Source organism: Clostridium kluyveri, from assembly GCF_001902295.1.
Classification (GTDB): domain Bacteria; phylum Bacillota; class Clostridia; order Clostridiales; family Clostridiaceae; genus Clostridium_B; species Clostridium_B kluyveri_B.
Genome location: NZ_CP018335.1, coordinates 2,811,588 through 2,830,051 on the forward strand (window position 1 = coordinate 2,811,588; position 18,464 = coordinate 2,830,051).

Genomic DNA, 18,464 nt, shown 5'->3' on the forward strand with positions numbered 1-18,464 from the left:
CTCTGTCACCTTTGTAAATAATATTTAAACACCTTCTCAAACATAAAGCTTAAAATAACTACCACAATAGTCCAGGCAAATAACTCTGCTGTCTCCAAAGTGGTTTTGGCGCTTAAAAGATTCAGCCCTATAGAGTATCTTGGAATGCTTAACACCTCTGAAGCCACTGAAACCTTCCATCCAATTCCCATACACATAAGTATTCCTGATACAATGTAATTTTTTATGGAGGGCAAATATATATCTTTAAGTACATATTTCCTTTTTACTTTAAACACATTTGCCATTTGTATAAGGCTTTTATCTATGCTTTTTATTCCCTGAAGCACATTGGTATATACTATTGGAAAACATATAAGTATAGCTGTAAAAATCACTACATTAGATGAATTAAACCACACCAGGGCTATAATAATTATGGATATGACAGGAGTTGCCTTTACAGTGATTACAACAGGTTCCAAAAGTTCTTCCACAAATTTGTTAAGTCCTGCTGTTAACCCAAGTACAATGCCTATAATCACAGACAGCAAAATTCCAATTATCACCCTTATTACACTGCTTAAGACACTTTTCCAGAAATAAAATTTACCCATAAGCAATACAAGCGATTTTAATACTTGAAATGGAGAGGGCAGGAGAAGTTCCTCATTTATAAAAACAGAACATACATGCCAAATTAATATCCAAAATATTAATATACCTATTTTTTTAATTATTTTTGTTTCCGCTGTAATAGAAGTTTTCATCTGGAATTGTTCCTCCAATGGACTTTGGATCATTTTCATTTAACACTTCATAAAATTTTTGTAGATCATCCTTACCTTCTTCAGCACTAATAAACACTATATTGCATTTTGGAATTGCTTCTTCTGCTACTTTGGCCTTTGGAATCACACCATATTTTTCTATAAGCTTTGATGCTTCTACTTTATTATTATTTACAAAATCCACAGATTCCTTATATTCCTTTAAAAAAGCATCTACATCCTTTGATCTACTATCTATAAAAGATTTTCTAAATATCAAAGTTCCCATTATAAGCTTGCCTTTTCCCTGGGATACCTTGTCCCATTCTTTTGTCAAATCTATAGGTACTTGAAGTTCATTGTCTTTCATTTTAGCGGTAGTTACAAAAGGCTCTGGCAGTACTGCCAGGTTAACCTTTTTAGATGCCACTGCAGCAGCCAGATCACTGTGATTCATCTTGTAATCCACTATTACATCCTTTCCTGCAGTTAATCCATTCTCTTTCAATATATAGTTCAATGCAAATTCAGGTACAGAACCTTTTCCACTGGAGTAAATAGTTTTATCTTTTAAATCCTTTATATCCTTTACAGTATTTCCGTTTTCCACTATATATAAAATTCCCAGTGTATTTATACCTACCAATTGAATCTGTCCTTTTGTCTTATTGTATAATACAGATGCCAGATTAGAAGGCACAGCAGCAGCATCTAATTGTCCATTTACAATTTTAGATACTATTTCATCCGGGGAATCGTATACAGTAATATCATAGCTATTCTTATTCTCCATAAGCTTTGCCATACCCATGCCGGTAGGCCCCTTTAATGCCGCTATTTTAATTTTAGTGGATTCTTCAGAGCTATCAGCTCCATTGGAACAACCAGTAACAAACAAAACAGAAATTACAAATATTAACATCATTCCAATAATACCTATTTTTCTTTTCATAAAAAATACCTCCCTTAGTAGTGTCTAATTAAAATTATACACCATTAATTAAATATTTCATGATTTTTATGGAAGTTATTTTCTTCTTATTCTATGTTTTTGAGGTCTTATGGTAATATCTGTTACAGCTATATTAGAGCCTTGCATCAATATTGATTTTACTGTATCTGCTATAACTTCACTATCTATATAGAAATCAGTGTCACTATCATCTTCACTAAAATTTGCATTTCTATAAAAATTACTCTTTGTCATATCAGGATGAACAGAAAGTACCTTAACTCCGGTTTTTCTGATTTCTGAAAAAAGACTTTCTGAGAAGTGGGTTAACCCTGCCTTTGTAGCAGCATAAGCACAACCATAGGTACTTACATATTTTGCAGTAACTGAAGATATATTTATAATCATGCCCTTGTTTTTCTTTAAATCTCTTAAAAGCACATTGCAAAGCACCATAGGTACCTCCAGATTGGTTGAAACCATCAAATGTATTTTTTTAGGATTTAATTCTTCATGAGGGCCAAAATATCCCACCCCTGCATTGTTCACCAATAAACATACCTTGTTTTCTTTTTTAATTTTCTCTATAATTTTTACAAGTGTATTTACCTCTATAATGTCGCAGACTTCCTGAATAAAATTGGAATCATAAGAATCTACTTTGGAAAAATCCCTTCCAAAACCATATACTTTATAACCCATTTTAAGAAGTCTTTTTGAAATTTCAAACCCTATTCCTGAAGAAGCCCCTGTTACAATTGCAGTTTTCATGATTCACACCTTCCCTATGTACAAAATATCTTTTCTTTTTTAACATAATTCCCTACCATATTATACATAAAATCTACCATGGACTTATGATGTTCCTCTGAATAAGTATATATCCCATCTATAGTTTTAAAGGGATACGAGAGTAAAATAGAATTAGGATTAATTTTCTCCATCTTCTTAAAATAATCCTTTGCAATTCTAAATACTCCGATACTTACATCTTCAATATTGGATTCTGAAACAACTTTAAAGGTATCCTCTACACACCTTGTATAATACTCTTTCCATCCAGGCACATAAAGAAGTGGATCAAAGCAGACCCTTACCTTCCATCCCTTCAAAACAGCACACCTTAAACTACCTAATCTAGACTTTAAGCCTGGAGTATTACTCTCATATTTCCCTATAATCTCCTCTGGAGAAAGAGTCCATGCCAGTATCACATTGGATCTTGGTGCTATATCTTCTATACTTTTAAAATTAGAACTTTTAGTTCTCACTTCTATCTTTAAGTGAGGGTAAAGATAGCTAAACTCTATCCATTTCCTGGTGAATCCAGTTATATTTTCGAAAGCTAAAAGATCTGTATCATAAGATATACAGATATATACTGGATGCTTTTTCAAAAGACACTTAAGTTCAGTAAAAATATCATTTAAATTTACAAATATCACTATATTAGCCGAAGGATACATTCCTTGCAGATAACAATATTCACAGTTGTAAACACAATTCATCATGGAGGAGGTATAATAAAAATGATCATTTCCAAAACTCTCACATACTCTGGCTCCCTTATAAATAAGGTTTCCATCTTTACAGGCCAATATAATTTTGGGACTTTTCTTTTGAAGAACAAAATCTTGATTATGCCTTGAGAACACATCTTTGTAGTGATGTATTTTTATTATACTGGAATTTTTAAATTTAGATAATATATATTTGGTATTTTCATTATCTAAAGCTTTTTCTTCCACATAAATATGAGAAAAACTACATAGATTCAAGCTGCCATATAAGTCTTTCAAAATACATCTTCCTTTCAACTTTAGTTTTACAGTAAATTTGAGTAAAAGGTTCAAGAGCCAATATCAAATTATCATTTCTAAGTTTATACCCTTTGGCCAATCTTTTAAGCTTATGCTGCATAGAAACAGACAAATTTAAATTGCTTGCTATTTCATTTATGTAATCCATATCCTTTTCATCCAATATATCGAAAGGTTTTGCATACTGATTATAAATATCCTTTATCCATGTACATATTTTCTCTGAGCTTCTATGGATTAGCTCTGTAACTTGTAATGCTGTTAAGTTATGGCTATTTAAATAATCAGATACTACTTTTAAACAATATATTCTATGGGGAGGAATAAATATGGATACTGCCTGAAAAAAAGCAGCCCCTTCCATATCTACAAAGTCTCCTTTTACATCTCCAGCATCCTGCTCTTTAATTATTTTGGGGAAGCTCTCCAAGTTTCCTTCTTTAAAAGGATGTCTGAAAATCATATCTGGGTAAAAATCCTTGTTTGATGTATTTTCAGTTATTTTATTACAAAGTACTGTGGTGCCAATAGCAACAGTTTTATGTTTACTGCCGCATATACCTATATTTACAAAAGTATCATAAGCATTAGCTTCAAATTTATCTATAATATGCATACAGGCACAAGCCGTATTTATAGCTCCCCCTTTAGTTACCACAAGGACAATTTCTTCATTTTTGAATACCTGGAATTTATTTATAAGGTTATACTTTTTTAAAGCAAAGCCATCTATAAATGGCTTTGCTTCACAATACAATGCTGTTACTATGAAAACCATATTCTCTTTTTCATCCTCTCCACATAATTTCATCCGTATCATATTCTTTTTAACAGTGTTTCCAAATAATTATACCTCAAATATGTGTTAAAAGGTAAATAAATTAGTTTCTTTGTGTTTACCTATTTTACTCCTCTATATAAATATCTTTTAATTTTAAAACTCCACTCTCTGTATACTTCATTATATTGTTCTTTCACTATTTTCAAAAATTCATCCAATACACCTAATTTATATAGGCCCTTCATAAGATGTCTTGGGTAGTTTCCCCCCCTTGAATAATTGTTTCTGGGATCTATAACTTTTATAGAAAAATCATTATCAATATATAAATCCTTACACCGTATATCCAGTTTAGTAAATTCAAGTTCTTTAAATTCCATGAGCAATTTGATAATCTCACAAGATATTTTTTTATTTATACCGTTTTTTCTAATATAATAGTCAAGCCTTTCTCCTGGTACATAATCTTTTATAATATAGTAAGGTCCATGAGAATACACTTGGGGAAAGTATTTACTTTTTTCAGTTTTCTTTAAAAGTTCATATTCATTTTTACAGATATCTTTATCTTTAAATATTTTTATTACTTTGTTATCTTTCAGTAAATATACTATACCATTGTGACCACAGCCTAAAAAGTCTCCCGCCCTTAACATATTTTCGGCTGTTTCATCCAATTGAACATAATACCCATCTCTCCTTGCCATAATCCATACCTTTCCATATTACTACTATTACTATTGTATGAAACCTTTTATCTTAATTTGATAATATATATAAAATTATTCCTTAAACTAAAAACAAAACTTAACATTTGGTACTTTTCCTTGACATAGTACCAAGGTTTACCTTTGGGACGAGTATACGGAAGGATGTGGATACTTGCCTAAAGAAAGTATATAATTTACATATTTACATGTGTACCCTTATACAAAACCGGTATTGCAGCTGCTATAAGGATCATCCCCATAAAAGCGGGTGCGGCATGATCAAGGGACACATAGATTTGCCCTCCAATGATCGGACCAATCATTCTTGCTAAAGCCTGAATCGATTGGCTGCCTCCTTGAATCCTTCCTTGTTCACTGGAATTGACAGACTTGGAGAGCATCCCATTGAATGAAGGCCCAAAGATCGAATCACCAAAACCAAATATAAACATTCCAGCGATAAGAAGAGGATAGAATGAGAACAAAGCCGATGCTGCAATCAGACTGTAGCCTATAATCTCCGAAACCATTCCCAGAATGGCTATCTGTTTATCATGAAGTTTCAGCAAAAGCTTTGGCATGATGAAACCTTGTGAAATAATATCTTGGAAGCCCATGATTGAAAACATAAGTCCGATTAGGGCAGGCTTCCAACTGAAAGTATCCATTGTAAATTGTGAAAAAACTGCCTGTAAAGATCCGTTGGGTATCCAAAGTAAGAATGCTGAGATAAGCAGTCTTTTTAAGTTTTTCATGGAAAGTATGTTTGCAAGCTGTATAAATGGATTCAGTCTTACAAAGGTAATCTCTTTCAGTCTATTATTCTTGTCAAGGCTCTCAGGCATAAAAAAGAATCCATAAACAACATTCAATAAAGTTATGATTGCTCCAAAATACATGGGTACAGAATAACCAAACTTGGCAAGTAATCCGCCTAAAGTTGGGCCAATGACGGTGCCTACACCTACAACCGCACTCACCCATCCAAAGTATTTGGTTCTCTGTTCTGGAGGAATGATGTCTGCAAAATATGCGAAGATAGTGCTTATGTTCCCGCCTGTTATACCTTCTATTATGCGCCCAGCAAATAGTACCCATAAAGCTCCTCCTATGCCAAAGACTAAGTACCCGATTGCGGAGCCCAAAAGGCATACTAAGAGTACTGGGCGACGGCCATATTTGTCGCTCAAAGCTCCAAGTACGGGGGCCGCAAAAAACACGCAGACTGCATAAACAGAAGTCAGCAGCGTAACAACTATAGCTTGTTCTCCCGGATTGCTTGTATAAGGCTTCACTAAGAATGGGACGACAGGTGCTATGATACTTAAGCCTATTCCGCAAAGAAACACAGACATAAGACCGAATATCAAAGCCTTTTTATCTATGGTTTGTTCTGTGTTCTGTTCATTGTGTGATCTAAATTTGAACACTAAAATTCTCCCTTCAAAAGTTATGTTTTTGCTTCCTCGGAATCATATTTATCGTATCATCATTTTACTTCCTTGTCAACAAAATAATAGCAATAAAAATGCAGCCTGTTCTCAATAGAGCTTGGCTGCCTGTGGTTTTATTTTCATTATTCAAATTTATTCTGACTTAATATCTACACCCAGTTTCTTTATTTCTGCATCCAAATGCCTACTATACTTTTCCACGAAGCTAAGCATACTGTCAAATTGTTCCTCGGTTACTTGCTCAAATACGGCTTTATCCCGCTCTTGAAACTCTTTGTGCAATTCCTCATGGACTTTATAAATTCTTTGTCCTTGTTCAGTAAGCCGGAAATAGATTTCTTTCTTATTATCTAGCTTCTGATAGCTTTTAATGATACCCTTTCTTATGAGCTTCTTAGTTAGCTTACTTATGGCACCGGTAGTCATATAAAAGGACTCTGCAAGTTTTGTCACGTTGGAATCTACATTTCTTCCAATGTATTCGATGCAATGTACTTCAGAAGACTTATAACCCTTAAGACTATCTTCCATTTTAAACTTATTAAGCCGAACCAACTTGTTTAATAAGTCCCTGAAACCCATTATGACCTGTTCTTCTTTTTTCATGACCTGTCCTCCACTCGTTGGTATATTAACAATATTATATTAAATCTTTGTTTCTATTTCAACAATATTAAAATAATTATTTTAGGAATCGAGCTATACGTGAAAAAAGAGAGCCAAAAGCATCTAAGTACTGAGTAAATAAACGCTAGTTATCATCTGATAATAATTGATTAAATAAACCAATCCACTAAACGGCAAGCGGTGCAAGTGTCAAGACACTTGCACAAGACTGTAGACTTAAGTCTGACTAAGACTTTGTCTGAAGTCTGAAACTGTAACATTACTTACAGTTTGTTTCTTTAAATCAAATAATTTTTTTAATCTTCTCCCCAGATACTATATCCTCTACTGGACATATGTTTAGACACAGATGACACCCTGCACATTTATTTTTTAATAATGAAGGTTTCCTATTTTCATAGTCCCACTTTATGGCCTGATGGCCTCCATCATAACAAGATATATAGCATCTGCCGCAGCCTACACAGTTGTGATATGTAAACTCTGGATACACTACATAACTTCTGTCCAGTTTATCTGCTGGAACTACATTTTTGAGTGCAAAACCCACTAAGTCTTCTAACACATTAAATCCTTTTTCCTCCATGTAGTAAGATAATCCGCTGATTAAATCTTTTATTATCCTGTACCCATACTGCATAATTGCCGTAGTGACCTGAATATTTGAAGCTCCCAAAAGCATAAATTCTACTGCATCTTCCCAAGTTTCAATTCCACCCATGCCACTTATAGGAATGCCTTTTAATTTAGAACTTTTAGCCAAATCCTGTATAAATCTAAGAGCTATAGGTTTTATGGCTTTCCCTGAATATCCAGATACTGATGATTTTCCCCCTATTATAGGATAAGGTGAAAATTTATTTAAATCTACCCTGGTTATACTCTTTATTGTATTGATAGCAGCTATTCCATCAGCTCCACCCCGTATGGAAGCAGCTGCAGGTACTACCATATCTGAAAGATTAGGTGTCATCTTGGCAAGTATAGGTAAGGAGCTTCCCTTTCTCACTGCCCTGCAGTAATTTTCCACAAGTTCAGGGCTCTGCCCTACATCCGCCCCCATGGACTGTGAAGACATTTGGGGACAGGAAAAATTGCATTCAATTATATCCGCTCCTATTTGGGTAACCATCTCCGCCAATTTGGTCCACTCTTCTTCAGTTTCTCCCATAATGGATGCGACTAAAATTTTTTGGGGATATTTTTGTTTTAATTTTCTCATATGTTCCAGATTCTCTTCTAGGGGATGGTCTGAAATCTGCTCTAAATTTCTAAAGCCTACAAAAGGTACATTTTCTTTACCTATTACATCAAATCTTGGAGATACTTCATTTGGAATATAAAATCCAATAGTTTTAAATACTACACCTGCCCATCCCATATCCAGTGCCTTGGAACACATTTCAAAATTATTGCCTACCACAGAAGAGGACAAAAAAAATGGATTTTCACATTCTATACCACAAAATTCTATTGAAAGATCTTTCATTTATTTAACCCCCTCCAGTTTTGAATGCTTTTTATATAAAAATTCATGTACCATCTTTATTTTTATAGGTCTATCAATCTTGCCTCTTATACAGTTTCTCTGACAATACATCTTATTATTACAGGCCACACCACATTCTCCCGCCCTATTCAAGTCTTCCATAGTCTTATAATAAGCTCCCTTATAATTTTTAAATCTTAAAGACATTATAATATCTGATGGAGCCTTTTTACCTGGACATGCTTTACTACAGGGTGGATCATAACATAAAAGGCATCTTGCCACTTCTTCTATTATCTGTTTGAATTTTATATTACCTTCCATTTAAAAGCCTCCTATCTACATTAAACTATATTCTCCTCTTCCTCTTTAAAAATTTTCCCCAGCCAGGTTCTCCTAAAAATTCTCCATCTTTAAATACCAGCCTTCCCCTTGAAAAAGTCATAACAGGATATCCTTTCAATTTCACTCCCTCCCATATGGTATGATCCACATCTGAATGCATATTCTCTTTGGAAATAGTAAAATCCTTATGTGGATCATATACAACAATATCCGCATCTGAGCCCACTGTAATACTGCCTTTTTCAGGAAAGCATCCATATATTCTAGCAGGATTTGTAGAACATACTTCTACTACCTTATTAAAAGAGAGTCTTCCTTTATTAGCTTCACTTAACATGTAGGGATACATATTTTCTATACCCATACATCCATTTGGTATCTTAGTGAAATCGTCCTTTCCCCAATCCTTTTCATAGGATTGAAATGGGCAGTGATCTGTAGCTATAGTTGCAATATCTCCAGTTTTTATACCCTGCCATAGGGCATCTTGGCTTTCCTTTCCCTTTATTGGAGGAGAACATACAAAATTTCTCCCATCTTCCCTTTTATAAACTTGATTGGTAAAATATAAATATTGAGGACAGGTTTCTGCATATATTTCATATCCTTCATCCCTGGCCTTTTTAACTTCTTCCATCCCTTCCTTATTCGCAAGATGAACTATATATAAAGGAGCATTTAATGCCTTAGCCCAGTGCATTGCCCTTTTATCTGCTTCCGCTTCTACAAATTCTGGTCTTGAAAGATAGTGATACCAGGGAGAAGTTTTTCCCTCTTTTAAAAATTGCTCCGTCCTTATATCTATTAAATCAGGATTTTCTGCATGAACTGCTATAATGGCACCTACCTCTTTGGACTTTTCAAGCATCTGACACAGTACTCCATCATCTGCCATCAGCCCTTCCTTTTTATATACCATAAATACTTTAAAACTGGGTATTCCATAATCTACACAAGTTTTTAATTCCTCTAAAATTTCTGGTCTCAAGTCCGACACCACCAGATGAAAAGCATAATCAACACAAGCTGCAGGTGCACATAATTCATCCCTTTCTTTGGCAGTTTGAATTAATCCATACCCCTTTTTCTGAAGTGCAAAATCAAAAACTGTGGTTGTTCCGCCGCAGGCAGCAGCTCTTGTACCTGCTTCATATCCATCTGCTGATACCGTCCCTCCAAAGGGCATTTCAAGGTGAGTGTGAGCATCTATAGCACCTGGAAGTACATACTTTCCTTCTACATCAACTATTTTGGCATTTATATCTTCGAGCTGGCTGGCCACAGCTGCAATTTTTCCGTTTTTTATTCCTATGTCTGCCCTATAGGTATCTGATGCCGTTATTATAATACCATTTTTTATAATCGTATCCATTTACTTATCACCTCTCTATTAATCTGAACCTAAGAATTACTTGATTCATTTGCAAGTCCTGCAGCTGACTCTGGCTCCTTTGAAGAAGCGCTTAATAAATAGTAAATCACAAAAGATACTGCAAAACCTACGAACCAGGCATAATTAGCCAATCCGCTTAAACTTGGAATTATCTTGCCTATAAGGGCTGCAAATATGCCTACAATCAGTGAAATAACAGCCTTTAAGTTAAAACCTTTGTTATAAGTATATTTCCCTTTTGTTAGATATAGATCCTTAAGAACTAAATTTTTCTTTTTTATAATCCAATAATCACAAATAATTATTGCTGCTACAGGTCCAAGAATTCCAGAATAAGTTCCAAGCCAAGCATATATATATCCACTAGGATCAGACAGTAGTTTCCATGGCATTATAAGTATTCCAATAATACCTGTAATAAGACTTCCCATTTTAAAGCTTATGTGTTTAGGCGCCATATTTGAAAAATCATTTGCCGGAGAGACAATATTTGCCGCTATATTAACAGAGAGAGAAGCCACCACTATTCCGAAAAATCCAATTAATAATGCTATAGGATTAGTAAATTTGGCTATTATATCTACCGGATCCCACATGGCTTTACCATATATAACTACGGTAGCAGAAGTTATTATTATACCCATTGCGGAAAATATAGTCATAGTTATAGGAAGCCCTAAAGACTGTCCCACCATTTGCTCTTTTTGTCCTTTTGCAAATCTTGTAAAATCAGGTATGTTCAATGAAAGAGTAGCCCAAAATCCTACCATACTGGTAAGTGCTGCAGGAAATACCTTCATAAAATCACCCATATTTTTCAGCTTACTTTCCTCACTTAAAAGAGGTCCAAAGCCATGTGCAGAGCTAACTGCCCAAATTACCAAAAATACGGCTAAGACTATTACTGCCGGTGCAGCCCAATTTTCAAATTTTTTAAGCTGTTCCATTCCTTTGAATATAATAAACATCTGTATGCCCCAGAATATCATAAATGTTATAGCCGCAGGCAAGCTCAATCCCGCTATTTGAAAGCTTCCGCCCAGAGTTTCCCATCCTGGAATTACAGCAGAAAATAATACATTCAACGCACTTCCACCTATATAAGTATTGATTCCGAACCATCCACAGGCTACAATAGCTCTGAGTACTGCAGGTATATTGGCACCAAATACTCCAAAAGCCGCTCTGGAGAAAACAGGAAAATTTATTCCATATTTAGTTCCAGGATGAGCATTTAATAAAATAGGTATTAAAACTATAAGATTCCCAAGAGTAATGGTAAATAAAGCCTGATTCCAATTCATTCCCAGTGATATTAAACTCCCTGCCAGCATATAGGTAGGTATGCAGTGGGCCATTCCAATCCAAAGTGCAGTAAAATTATAAGTATTCCAGGTTCTCTCTTTAACAGGTACAGGGGCATTATCATCATTATATAATTTACTTTCTGTAACATTTATATCTGATTTATCTAACTCATATATTTCTTTTTCTCTGAGTTGTTCCATAATAATCCCTTCTTTCTTTTAATAAACAAATATATTGTTTTACATCTTATCTATATCTAATATAGTCTGAAGCAATACATTAGTCCCTTTTACACAATTATCAAGAGGAGTTTTTTCTATTTCACAATGGCTGTGTCCACCAATACTTGGAACAAATATCATAGTTACAGGCAGCATATCAGCTGCAAACTGGGCATCATGTCCAGGTCCACTGTACATTCTCATATTGGAGTATCCATAAAGATCTGCATTCTTTTCAACTAAATTCACTAATTCTTTATTAAAGCTGACAGTTTTACGTGCCCACAATTCCTTGTAGTTAACTTTACAACCTGCAAGTTCACAGGGAATGTTCTTAATGATTTTAACTACCTTCTCTACTACTTTTGGATCTTGGTGCCTTGCATCCAAAGTAAATTTAACATGCTCTGGTATAATTGTGTGCACATTGGGTGAACAGTTAATTCTGCCAGTAGTATAAACTAGCTTATCATCAAGTTTGTCAAGTTCTCTGTGAAGATACAAAATGGCCTCAGAGGCAGCTAAAAGGGCATCTTTTCTCATTTTTTGTGGGACAGTTCCTGCATGTCCAGCCTGACCTGTAAATTCAAATTCATAGTTGACCATTCCAACAACACCTTCTACCACACCAATGTCCTTTTTTGAGGCCTCAAGTACTGGTCCCTGCTCAATATGCAGCTCAAGAAGAGCTTTATAATCCTTAGGATTTATCCTATTCTTTTCATCACCTTTATATCCGCTTGCATCCAAGGCTTCTCCAAAAGTTATACCTTCTGTATCTTTTGATGCCAGCATCTTTGCCTTATCAAACTTACCAGTAACAACACCTGATGACATCATGGCAGGATCAAAACGTGCTCCTTCTTCATTAGTCCAGATCATAACCGTAATTGGATGACGATGTGGAATATTTTCTTTAACTATAGTTTCAACTGCTTCCATTGCAGTTAAAACCCCTAAAATTCCGTCATAATTTCCGCCCTGTACTACTGAATCACAATGGGATCCCATTGCAATACGTGGAAGATTTTCTGAACCTTTAAAAGTAGCATACATATTTCCCATATCATCCGTTATAATTTCTGCCCCTAGTGCTTTCATTCTTTTTGAAAATTCTCCCCTTGCCTGAAGGGCTACCTTCGATAAGGATAGCCTTGTTATACCGCCCTTTCCAGTATCACCAAATTTACTAAAAGTTACAATTTTATCCTCCATGCCCTCTTTATCACAGGTAATTTTTTTCATTTCTTCTACTTCCATGAATAAATCTCCTTTACAAATTCGTTAAATTAGTTTAGAATATAACACGCGATTATTTTTAATTTATAGATGCCTTTGTATATATTTTAAAAGGCACTTATTTTTTAATTTTTTCTATTTCTCTATATATTCATCTACGAAATCTAATACTTTATCCAAAATATCCACTGCCTCTTCCAATTCTTCCTTCTTAATAATAAGTGGAGGAGCTACCATTATACAATTTTCATGAGAATAGGTTGAAAATCCTTTTTCCTTTAACATACCTACAATTTTACCCATTATCCCTTCTGGATCCTTTCCATAAGGAACTAGTGCTTCTCTTGTATTTTTATTTTTAACCAGCTCTACCGCAGAAAATAGACCTATATATCTAACATCTCCTACACTTGCATGTTTTTGTTTTATCTGTTCTAGTTTTTGTCCCAAAACAACACCCATTTTTTTAGAATTTTCTATTAAATTTTCTTCTTCATACACTTCTATAGTTGCACATCCTGCAGCACATCCCAGTGGATGGGCATTATAAGTAAGTCCACACATAAGCACATTATCATCAAAATATTCACCTATCTTTTTGCTTACAATAACTCCTCCCATAGGCACATATCCACAGGTGACACCTTTTGCAAAAGTAATAATATCTGGCTCTACATCCCAATTATTGCAGGCAAACCATTCCCCAGTTCTACCCCATCCGGCCATAACTTCATCGCATACCATCATTATTCCAAATTCATCACATAGCTTTCTTATACCTTGAAGATATCCCTTAGGTGGAATAATTACACCATTGCTTCCTGTTACAGTTTCTAGGAAAATAGCCGCCACAGTTTCGGTTCCCTCATATATTAATTGCTCTTTTAATTTTCCAAGATAATATTCACATGCTTCTTCTTCACTTTCAAATCTTATACTTTCCCTATAAACATAGGGATCAAAAAATTTAACAAATCCTGGTATACCAGGTTCACAGGTATACCTTCTTGGCTCTCCTGTTAAATTTGCAGCTCCAAAACTTGCCCCATGGTAAGAACGGTATCTGGAAAATATTTTAAATCTTCCTGTTACCATTTTAGCTATTTTTATGGCATTTTCATTAGAATCTGCCCCACCTAATGTAAAAAATACTTTTCCCATATTTTTAGGAGCTTTTTCTATAACTTTAGCCGCAAGCTTTGACCTTACATCAACTGCATATCCAGGGCCTATAAAAGGCATTTTATCCGCCTGCTCTTTTATAGCATTTATCACTTTTTTATTTCCATGTCCTATATTTAAATTTACAAGCTGTGAGGACATATCAAAATACTTTTTACCTGTACTGTCCCAAAAGTAAATTCCTTCAGCTTTTGTAATTACAAGTGGATCTAATTTTTTTTGTGCACTCCAGGAATGTAAATTATACTTTTTATCATATTCTTTTATTTTATTACTTTCTAAACACAATTCCTCATTTTGCAAAATTTCCATTTCTATTCCCCCTAATATATGGTTTCATATATTTCTATAAGCTGCCCTAGTGTAGGCTTTCTAGGATTAAGTGTTGTACTCTTATTTTCTATGGCATCCTTTGCCATTTTGTCAAAATTATCTTTATCCACTCCCACTTCTTTTAAACTTTTTGGAAGCCCTGTTTCTGAAAATAAATTTTTTATGGATTCCATAGCCAAATAGCTAGCTTCTCTTGTAGATTTTCCCTCTATATTTTCTCCCATAGTCTTGGCAATAAATTTAAATTTCTCCGAACATGCAGCTCTATTAAATCTCATTACTTCTGGAAGAAGCAGTGCATTTGCAAGGCCATGAGGAACTTTATAATAGGCTCCAAGGGGCCTGGACATAGAATGGACAAGTGCCGTAGATGAATTACTAAAAGCAAGACCTGCATACATTTGGGCAAGTAACATGTTACCTCTAGCTTCCATGTCATCCTCTTTTAATACCGCTTTTATTAAATTACTTGTAATAAGCTCTATGGCTTTTACTGCATAAACATCAGACATAGGCTGGGCAGCATTGGATATATATGCTTCCACAGCATGGGTAAAGGCATCCATGCCCGTTGCCGCGGTGATACTTGGCGGCATCATCTTAGTAAGGTTTGGATCTAAAATAGCCACCTTAGGAATGAGGAAATCACTGCCAATCAGCATTTTAATCTTTCTCTCTGTATCTGTTATTATAGAATATTTGGTAACTTCACTGCCTGTACCTGCAGTAGTAGGTACTGCCACTATAGGAATTCCCTCAATCTCTGGAGCCTTATTTTCATAATCCAAAATATCTCCCCCATTAGTGGATACCATACTTATGGCCTTGGCAGCATCTAGCGCACTCCCTCCTCCTAATGCCACTATCACATCTATATTTTCCTCTTTGGCAGTCTCTACCCCCAGTCTTACTGTATTTACACTGGGATCTGATTCCACTTTGTTAAATACTACATACTCTAAATCTGATTTTTTCAAACTATCTGAAACCTTATCTAAGGCTCCAGTTTTTTTAGATGAATGTTTGCCCGTTACTATCAATGCCTTCTTTCCCAATTTCAAAGACTTAACTCCAACTAGATCTACTACATCCTCTCCATAGATTATGTCCCTTGGACATTGGAATATAGAATAATTCATAAAAACACCTCAGCTCATTTAAAATTCAATAATTTATTATAATATTTTTTGATAATATAATAAATATTATGGATATAAATTATCATATATAAAAACGTAATCATATATCCATGGTGTACAAATATATTGTTATTTTTTTGTACATTATAAATTTATACAAAAAAAATAACAATTACAAAAGATACTTTTGCAATTTTCACTCCTTAAAAGTAGGGTATGAGCTTTGAATTACTTGATTAGATTTAAAAATATTCCTATCCTTATACAAAGTTTAATATTAAATATTACCTCCTCATCTTTCAAATCACAATTCAATATTTCTTCTATTCTTTTCACCCTATATTTTATGGTATTCCTGTGAATATATAATATCTCTGCAGTTTTACCCAAATTTCTATTTTCCCTTAAATATACAATTAAAGTTTGCAGGAGATTAGAAGAATTTTTTTCATCATATTTTTTTAATTTTAATAAATTTTCATTAAATAATTTTCTCATTTCATCGTGATTATTTATTTCAAAAAACAATCTAAATATACCTAAATCCTTGTAATTTATAATGCAATCATTTTTTTTGTAAAACTTTGTAGTTTCAAGAGCTTTTCTACCCTCCAAAATAACTTTGTTAAAGCCTCTTAAATGGTTACAAACTCCCCCAATACCTATACTTACAGTAATAAAACAAATGGTCTTATTTATCTGATTTTTTATAGTTCCTGCAATATAATCTATATTATTATTTTCTTTCTCCATAGGCACCATAAAAAAGAAAGCATCACTTTGCATAGTGTAAAGGCATTTTTTATTATTTTTATACATTACATATTCAATGGTTTCCTGAATACGATTTTTTATATTGGAAATCGTATCCTCATCTTGCAATTCATTTTCTTTCAAATAAAGTCTGAAATTATCTATATCAACTACCAGGGCACAATAGTTTTTATTTTCATTGTATCCATATAGAACAGCCCTGTTTAACATTTCTTCAGTGATATTTACATCCTCAAAAATTATTTCTCTCATAAAATTACTCATAGATTCTTTTTCCAACTTTTCTGTAAAAATAGTTCTACAAATATTTTGAGTTATATCTATTAATCTAACTTCAAAGGGCAGTTCAAATATTGGAAAATCCACACTGTCTGCAAAGTCCAATATCTCTTTAGGTGTTTTTTTAATATAAGGGCCTATATTTATAACAAGTCCTGCCAGCTTTCTCATATTAATATCCTTTACAAATTGCAGCAGCAGCTCTGTATTGTTTCCTATGGCCACACCTGTAATAAATAAAAGTTCTCCACCTTTTACCCAATTAGACACATCAGGAACTTCAGTAACATGCACCCATCTAATTACTTTGTTTAGGCCGCCTTTTCCCGCTACAACTTTCATCTTTTCAAGTCCTGGTAGATTCAATATGTTTTTACAAGTTACAAACATACTTCTCACTCTCCATAAAAAATAAATTTAAAAATCCATAACTAAAATGTACTATATTCTATTATAACTTTATTTGATGAATAAAATAAATATCCACATATGATAAACTTAAGGAATTGCCATATAAAAGCCTAAATAAAAAACTGCTGCAATAATTAACGCAGCAGTTACCTGTATTTAATTCCTTCAAATCTATAAAAACCTGTCAATTAAATTATTTTTAAATTATTCATAGGCACTGCTTTTTACATGCCAATATAGACATGAATTCAAAACCAATACTTGCCGCCAGATATGCAGTAATTTCACTGCAGTCATAATCTGGAGCTACCTCTACAATGTCACATCCTACAAAATTGATATCCTTTAGTTGCTGTATATAAGACAATGTTTCATGAGATGTAAACCCTCCAACTTCAGGAGTTCCAGTACCAGGGGCATAAGCCGGATCTACAAAATCAATGTCAAATGTTAAAAATGCTTTTCCCTGTCCTACCCTTCCTTTAATTTTCTCTCCTAATTCTTCTTCTGTCATTTTGTGTAATTTATGTGCTGTAATGACCTCGAATCCTAAATCTTCTGATATTTTAATATCATTTAAATCATACATAGAACCACGTATACCAATTTGGATTGAGGTTGAAGGGTCAATTAAGCCTTCTTCCAATGCCCTTCTAAATGGCGTTCCATGGGTATAATATTTACCAAATACACTTTTACCCAAATCCAAATGAGAGTCAAAATGTATTAAAGAAACTTTTCCATGTTTTTTATAAACAGCACGTAATTCACCTAAAGTAATTGAATGATCTCCACCTAAACACAGAGGCACAGCTCCAGCATCTAGAACTTCAGAAACGCTTTTGTAAATAGCATCATAACTTTCTTTTATATATCCAGGGACGATTGGAACATCTCCCAAATCTGCTATATTTAGAATATCCACAATATTTACTCCCATTATTATATTGTTAGGTTTAATCATAGTAGAAATTTTACGAATACTACTTGGACCAAATCTGGAACCAGTGCGAAATGAAGATGCTGTATCAAAAGGTATTCCTAAAATTCCTACATCCAATCCATCTGCATTTTCTTTTTTTTGTAATCTCATAAAATTGCCCATATCACAAAATCTAGGTAATAGTGAAGCATCTGGTAATTGATTTTTACTCATAATAAATTCCTCCCGTCTAATACATTATTTAAATTATAATCGCCATATAAATAAATTGTCAACAATAACCCTATTATTTTAACATTTTAATACTGAAGATTA

17 protein-coding genes are annotated in these 18,464 nt (G+C 33.9%); all 17 read right to left on the minus strand.

Going from position 1 to position 18,464, the window contains the following annotated elements:
• Positions 1 to 5: 5 nt before the first annotated feature.
• The gene (locus BS101_RS13470) at positions 6 to 749 is read right to left on the minus strand and encodes an ABC transporter permease (RefSeq protein ID WP_073539288.1); all 744 of its coding nucleotides are present in this window, start codon (positions 747 to 749) and stop codon (positions 6 to 8) included.
• Complete coding sequence (locus BS101_RS13475; RefSeq protein WP_073539289.1) at positions 712 to 1,701, minus strand: ABC transporter substrate-binding protein; 990 nt, start codon at positions 1,699 to 1,701, stop codon at positions 712 to 714. The genes BS101_RS13470 and BS101_RS13475 overlap by 38 nt, the downstream gene beginning before the upstream one ends.
• A gap of 75 nt (positions 1,702 to 1,776) precedes the next feature.
• Positions 1,777 to 2,472 (minus strand): SDR family oxidoreductase, encoded by a 696-nt coding sequence (locus BS101_RS13480; protein ID WP_073539290.1) that lies wholly within the window; start codon positions 2,470 to 2,472, stop codon positions 1,777 to 1,779.
• A 14-nt stretch (positions 2,473 to 2,486) separates the two neighbouring features.
• Complete coding sequence (locus BS101_RS13485; protein WP_073539291.1) at positions 2,487 to 3,500, minus strand: SPL family radical SAM protein; 1,014 nt, start codon at positions 3,498 to 3,500, stop codon at positions 2,487 to 2,489.
• Entirely contained in the window at positions 3,466 to 4,341 is an 876-nt protein-coding gene (locus BS101_RS13490; protein ID WP_242951266.1) for a hypothetical protein, read from the minus strand. The genes BS101_RS13485 and BS101_RS13490 overlap by 35 nt, the downstream gene beginning before the upstream one ends.
• A gap of 80 nt (positions 4,342 to 4,421) precedes the next feature.
• The gene (locus BS101_RS13495; RefSeq protein WP_073539292.1) at positions 4,422 to 5,009 is read right to left on the minus strand and encodes a serine/threonine protein kinase; all 588 of its coding nucleotides are present in this window, start codon (positions 5,007 to 5,009) and stop codon (positions 4,422 to 4,424) included.
• A gap of 197 nt (positions 5,010 to 5,206) precedes the next feature.
• Complete coding sequence (locus BS101_RS13500; RefSeq protein ID WP_073539293.1) at positions 5,207 to 6,442, minus strand: MFS transporter; 1,236 nt, start codon at positions 6,440 to 6,442, stop codon at positions 5,207 to 5,209.
• Between the two features lie 156 nt (positions 6,443 to 6,598).
• The gene (locus BS101_RS13505; protein ID WP_073539294.1) at positions 6,599 to 7,072 is read right to left on the minus strand and encodes a MarR family transcriptional regulator; all 474 of its coding nucleotides are present in this window, start codon (positions 7,070 to 7,072) and stop codon (positions 6,599 to 6,601) included.
• Between the two features lie 304 nt (positions 7,073 to 7,376).
• The gene (gene preA / locus BS101_RS13510; RefSeq protein WP_073539295.1) at positions 7,377 to 8,582 is read right to left on the minus strand and encodes an NAD-dependent dihydropyrimidine dehydrogenase subunit PreA; all 1,206 of its coding nucleotides are present in this window, start codon (positions 8,580 to 8,582) and stop codon (positions 7,377 to 7,379) included.
• A complete protein-coding gene (locus BS101_RS13515; protein ID WP_073539296.1) occupies positions 8,583 to 8,906 on the minus strand; it encodes a hypothetical protein in 324 nt (107 codons plus the stop codon).
• Between the two features lie 25 nt (positions 8,907 to 8,931).
• Positions 8,932 to 10,299: a dihydropyrimidinase gene (gene hydA, locus BS101_RS13520; RefSeq protein WP_073539297.1), complete on the minus strand. Its 1,368-nt coding sequence runs from the start codon at positions 10,297 to 10,299 to the stop codon at positions 8,932 to 8,934.
• 29 nt (positions 10,300 to 10,328) lie between these two features.
• Positions 10,329 to 11,828 (minus strand): NCS1 family nucleobase:cation symporter-1, encoded by a 1,500-nt coding sequence (locus tag BS101_RS13525; RefSeq protein ID WP_073539298.1) that lies wholly within the window; start codon positions 11,826 to 11,828, stop codon positions 10,329 to 10,331.
• 39 nt (positions 11,829 to 11,867) lie between these two features.
• A complete protein-coding gene (locus BS101_RS13530; protein WP_073541333.1) occupies positions 11,868 to 13,094 on the minus strand; it encodes a Zn-dependent hydrolase in 1,227 nt (408 codons plus the stop codon).
• 129 nt (positions 13,095 to 13,223) lie between these two features.
• Positions 13,224 to 14,582, minus strand: coding sequence for an aminotransferase class III-fold pyridoxal phosphate-dependent enzyme (locus BS101_RS13535; protein WP_073539299.1), 1,359 nt, complete (start codon positions 14,580 to 14,582; stop codon positions 13,224 to 13,226).
• A gap of 11 nt (positions 14,583 to 14,593) precedes the next feature.
• Entirely contained in the window at positions 14,594 to 15,742 is a 1,149-nt protein-coding gene (locus BS101_RS13540; RefSeq protein WP_073539300.1) for an iron-containing alcohol dehydrogenase, read from the minus strand.
• 228 nt (positions 15,743 to 15,970) lie between these two features.
• Positions 15,971 to 17,185 carry a PucR family transcriptional regulator gene (locus tag BS101_RS13545; RefSeq protein WP_073539301.1) on the minus strand — a complete coding sequence of 405 codons (1,215 nt, stop codon included), beginning with the start codon at positions 17,183 to 17,185 and terminating at the stop codon, positions 15,971 to 15,973.
• 229 nt (positions 17,186 to 17,414) lie between these two features.
• Positions 17,415 to 18,362 carry an agmatinase gene (speB, locus tag BS101_RS13550; RefSeq protein WP_073539302.1) on the minus strand — a complete coding sequence of 316 codons (948 nt, stop codon included), beginning with the start codon at positions 18,360 to 18,362 and terminating at the stop codon, positions 17,415 to 17,417.
• Between the last annotated feature and the right edge of the window lie 102 nt (positions 18,363 to 18,464).

Bases quoted from the DNA above. Each gene is read 5' to 3' on its own strand.
- speB (WP_073539302.1), bottom strand. From the start codon at position 18,362: ATGAGTAAAAATCAATTACCAGATGCTTCACTATTACCTAGATTTTGT.
- BS101_RS13475 (WP_073539289.1), bottom strand. From the start codon at position 1,701: ATGAAAAGAAAAATAGGTATTATTGGAATGATGTTAATATTTGTAATT.
- BS101_RS13525 (WP_073539298.1), bottom strand. From the start codon at position 11,828: ATGGAACAACTCAGAGAAAAAGAAATATATGAGTTAGATAAATCAGAT.
- BS101_RS13495 (WP_073539292.1), bottom strand. From the start codon at position 5,009: ATGGCAAGGAGAGATGGGTATTATGTTCAATTGGATGAAACAGCCGAA.
- BS101_RS13540 (WP_073539300.1), bottom strand. From the start codon at position 15,742: ATGAATTATTCTATATTCCAATGTCCAAGGGACATAATCTATGGAGAG.
- BS101_RS13505 (WP_073539294.1), bottom strand. From the start codon at position 7,072: ATGAAAAAAGAAGAACAGGTCATAATGGGTTTCAGGGACTTATTAAAC.
- BS101_RS13490 (WP_242951266.1), bottom strand. From the start codon at position 4,341: ATGATACGGATGAAATTATGTGGAGAGGATGAAAAAGAGAATATGGTT.
- BS101_RS13535 (WP_073539299.1), bottom strand. From the start codon at position 14,582: ATGGAAATTTTGCAAAATGAGGAATTGTGTTTAGAAAGTAATAAAATA.
- BS101_RS13530 (WP_073541333.1), bottom strand. From the start codon at position 13,094: ATGAAAAAAATTACCTGTGATAAAGAGGGCATGGAGGATAAAATTGTA.
- hydA (WP_073539297.1), bottom strand. From the start codon at position 10,299: ATGGATACGATTATAAAAAATGGTATTATAATAACGGCATCAGATACC.
- BS101_RS13480 (WP_073539290.1), bottom strand. From the start codon at position 2,472: ATGAAAACTGCAATTGTAACAGGGGCTTCTTCAGGAATAGGGTTTGAA.
- BS101_RS13470 (WP_073539288.1), bottom strand. From the start codon at position 749: ATGAAAACTTCTATTACAGCGGAAACAAAAATAATTAAAAAAATAGGT.
- BS101_RS13545 (WP_073539301.1), bottom strand. From the start codon at position 17,185: ATGTTTGTAACTTGTAAAAACATATTGAATCTACCAGGACTTGAAAAG.
- preA (WP_073539295.1), bottom strand. From the start codon at position 8,582: ATGAAAGATCTTTCAATAGAATTTTGTGGTATAGAATGTGAAAATCCA.
- BS101_RS13515 (WP_073539296.1), bottom strand. From the start codon at position 8,906: ATGGAAGGTAATATAAAATTCAAACAGATAATAGAAGAAGTGGCAAGA.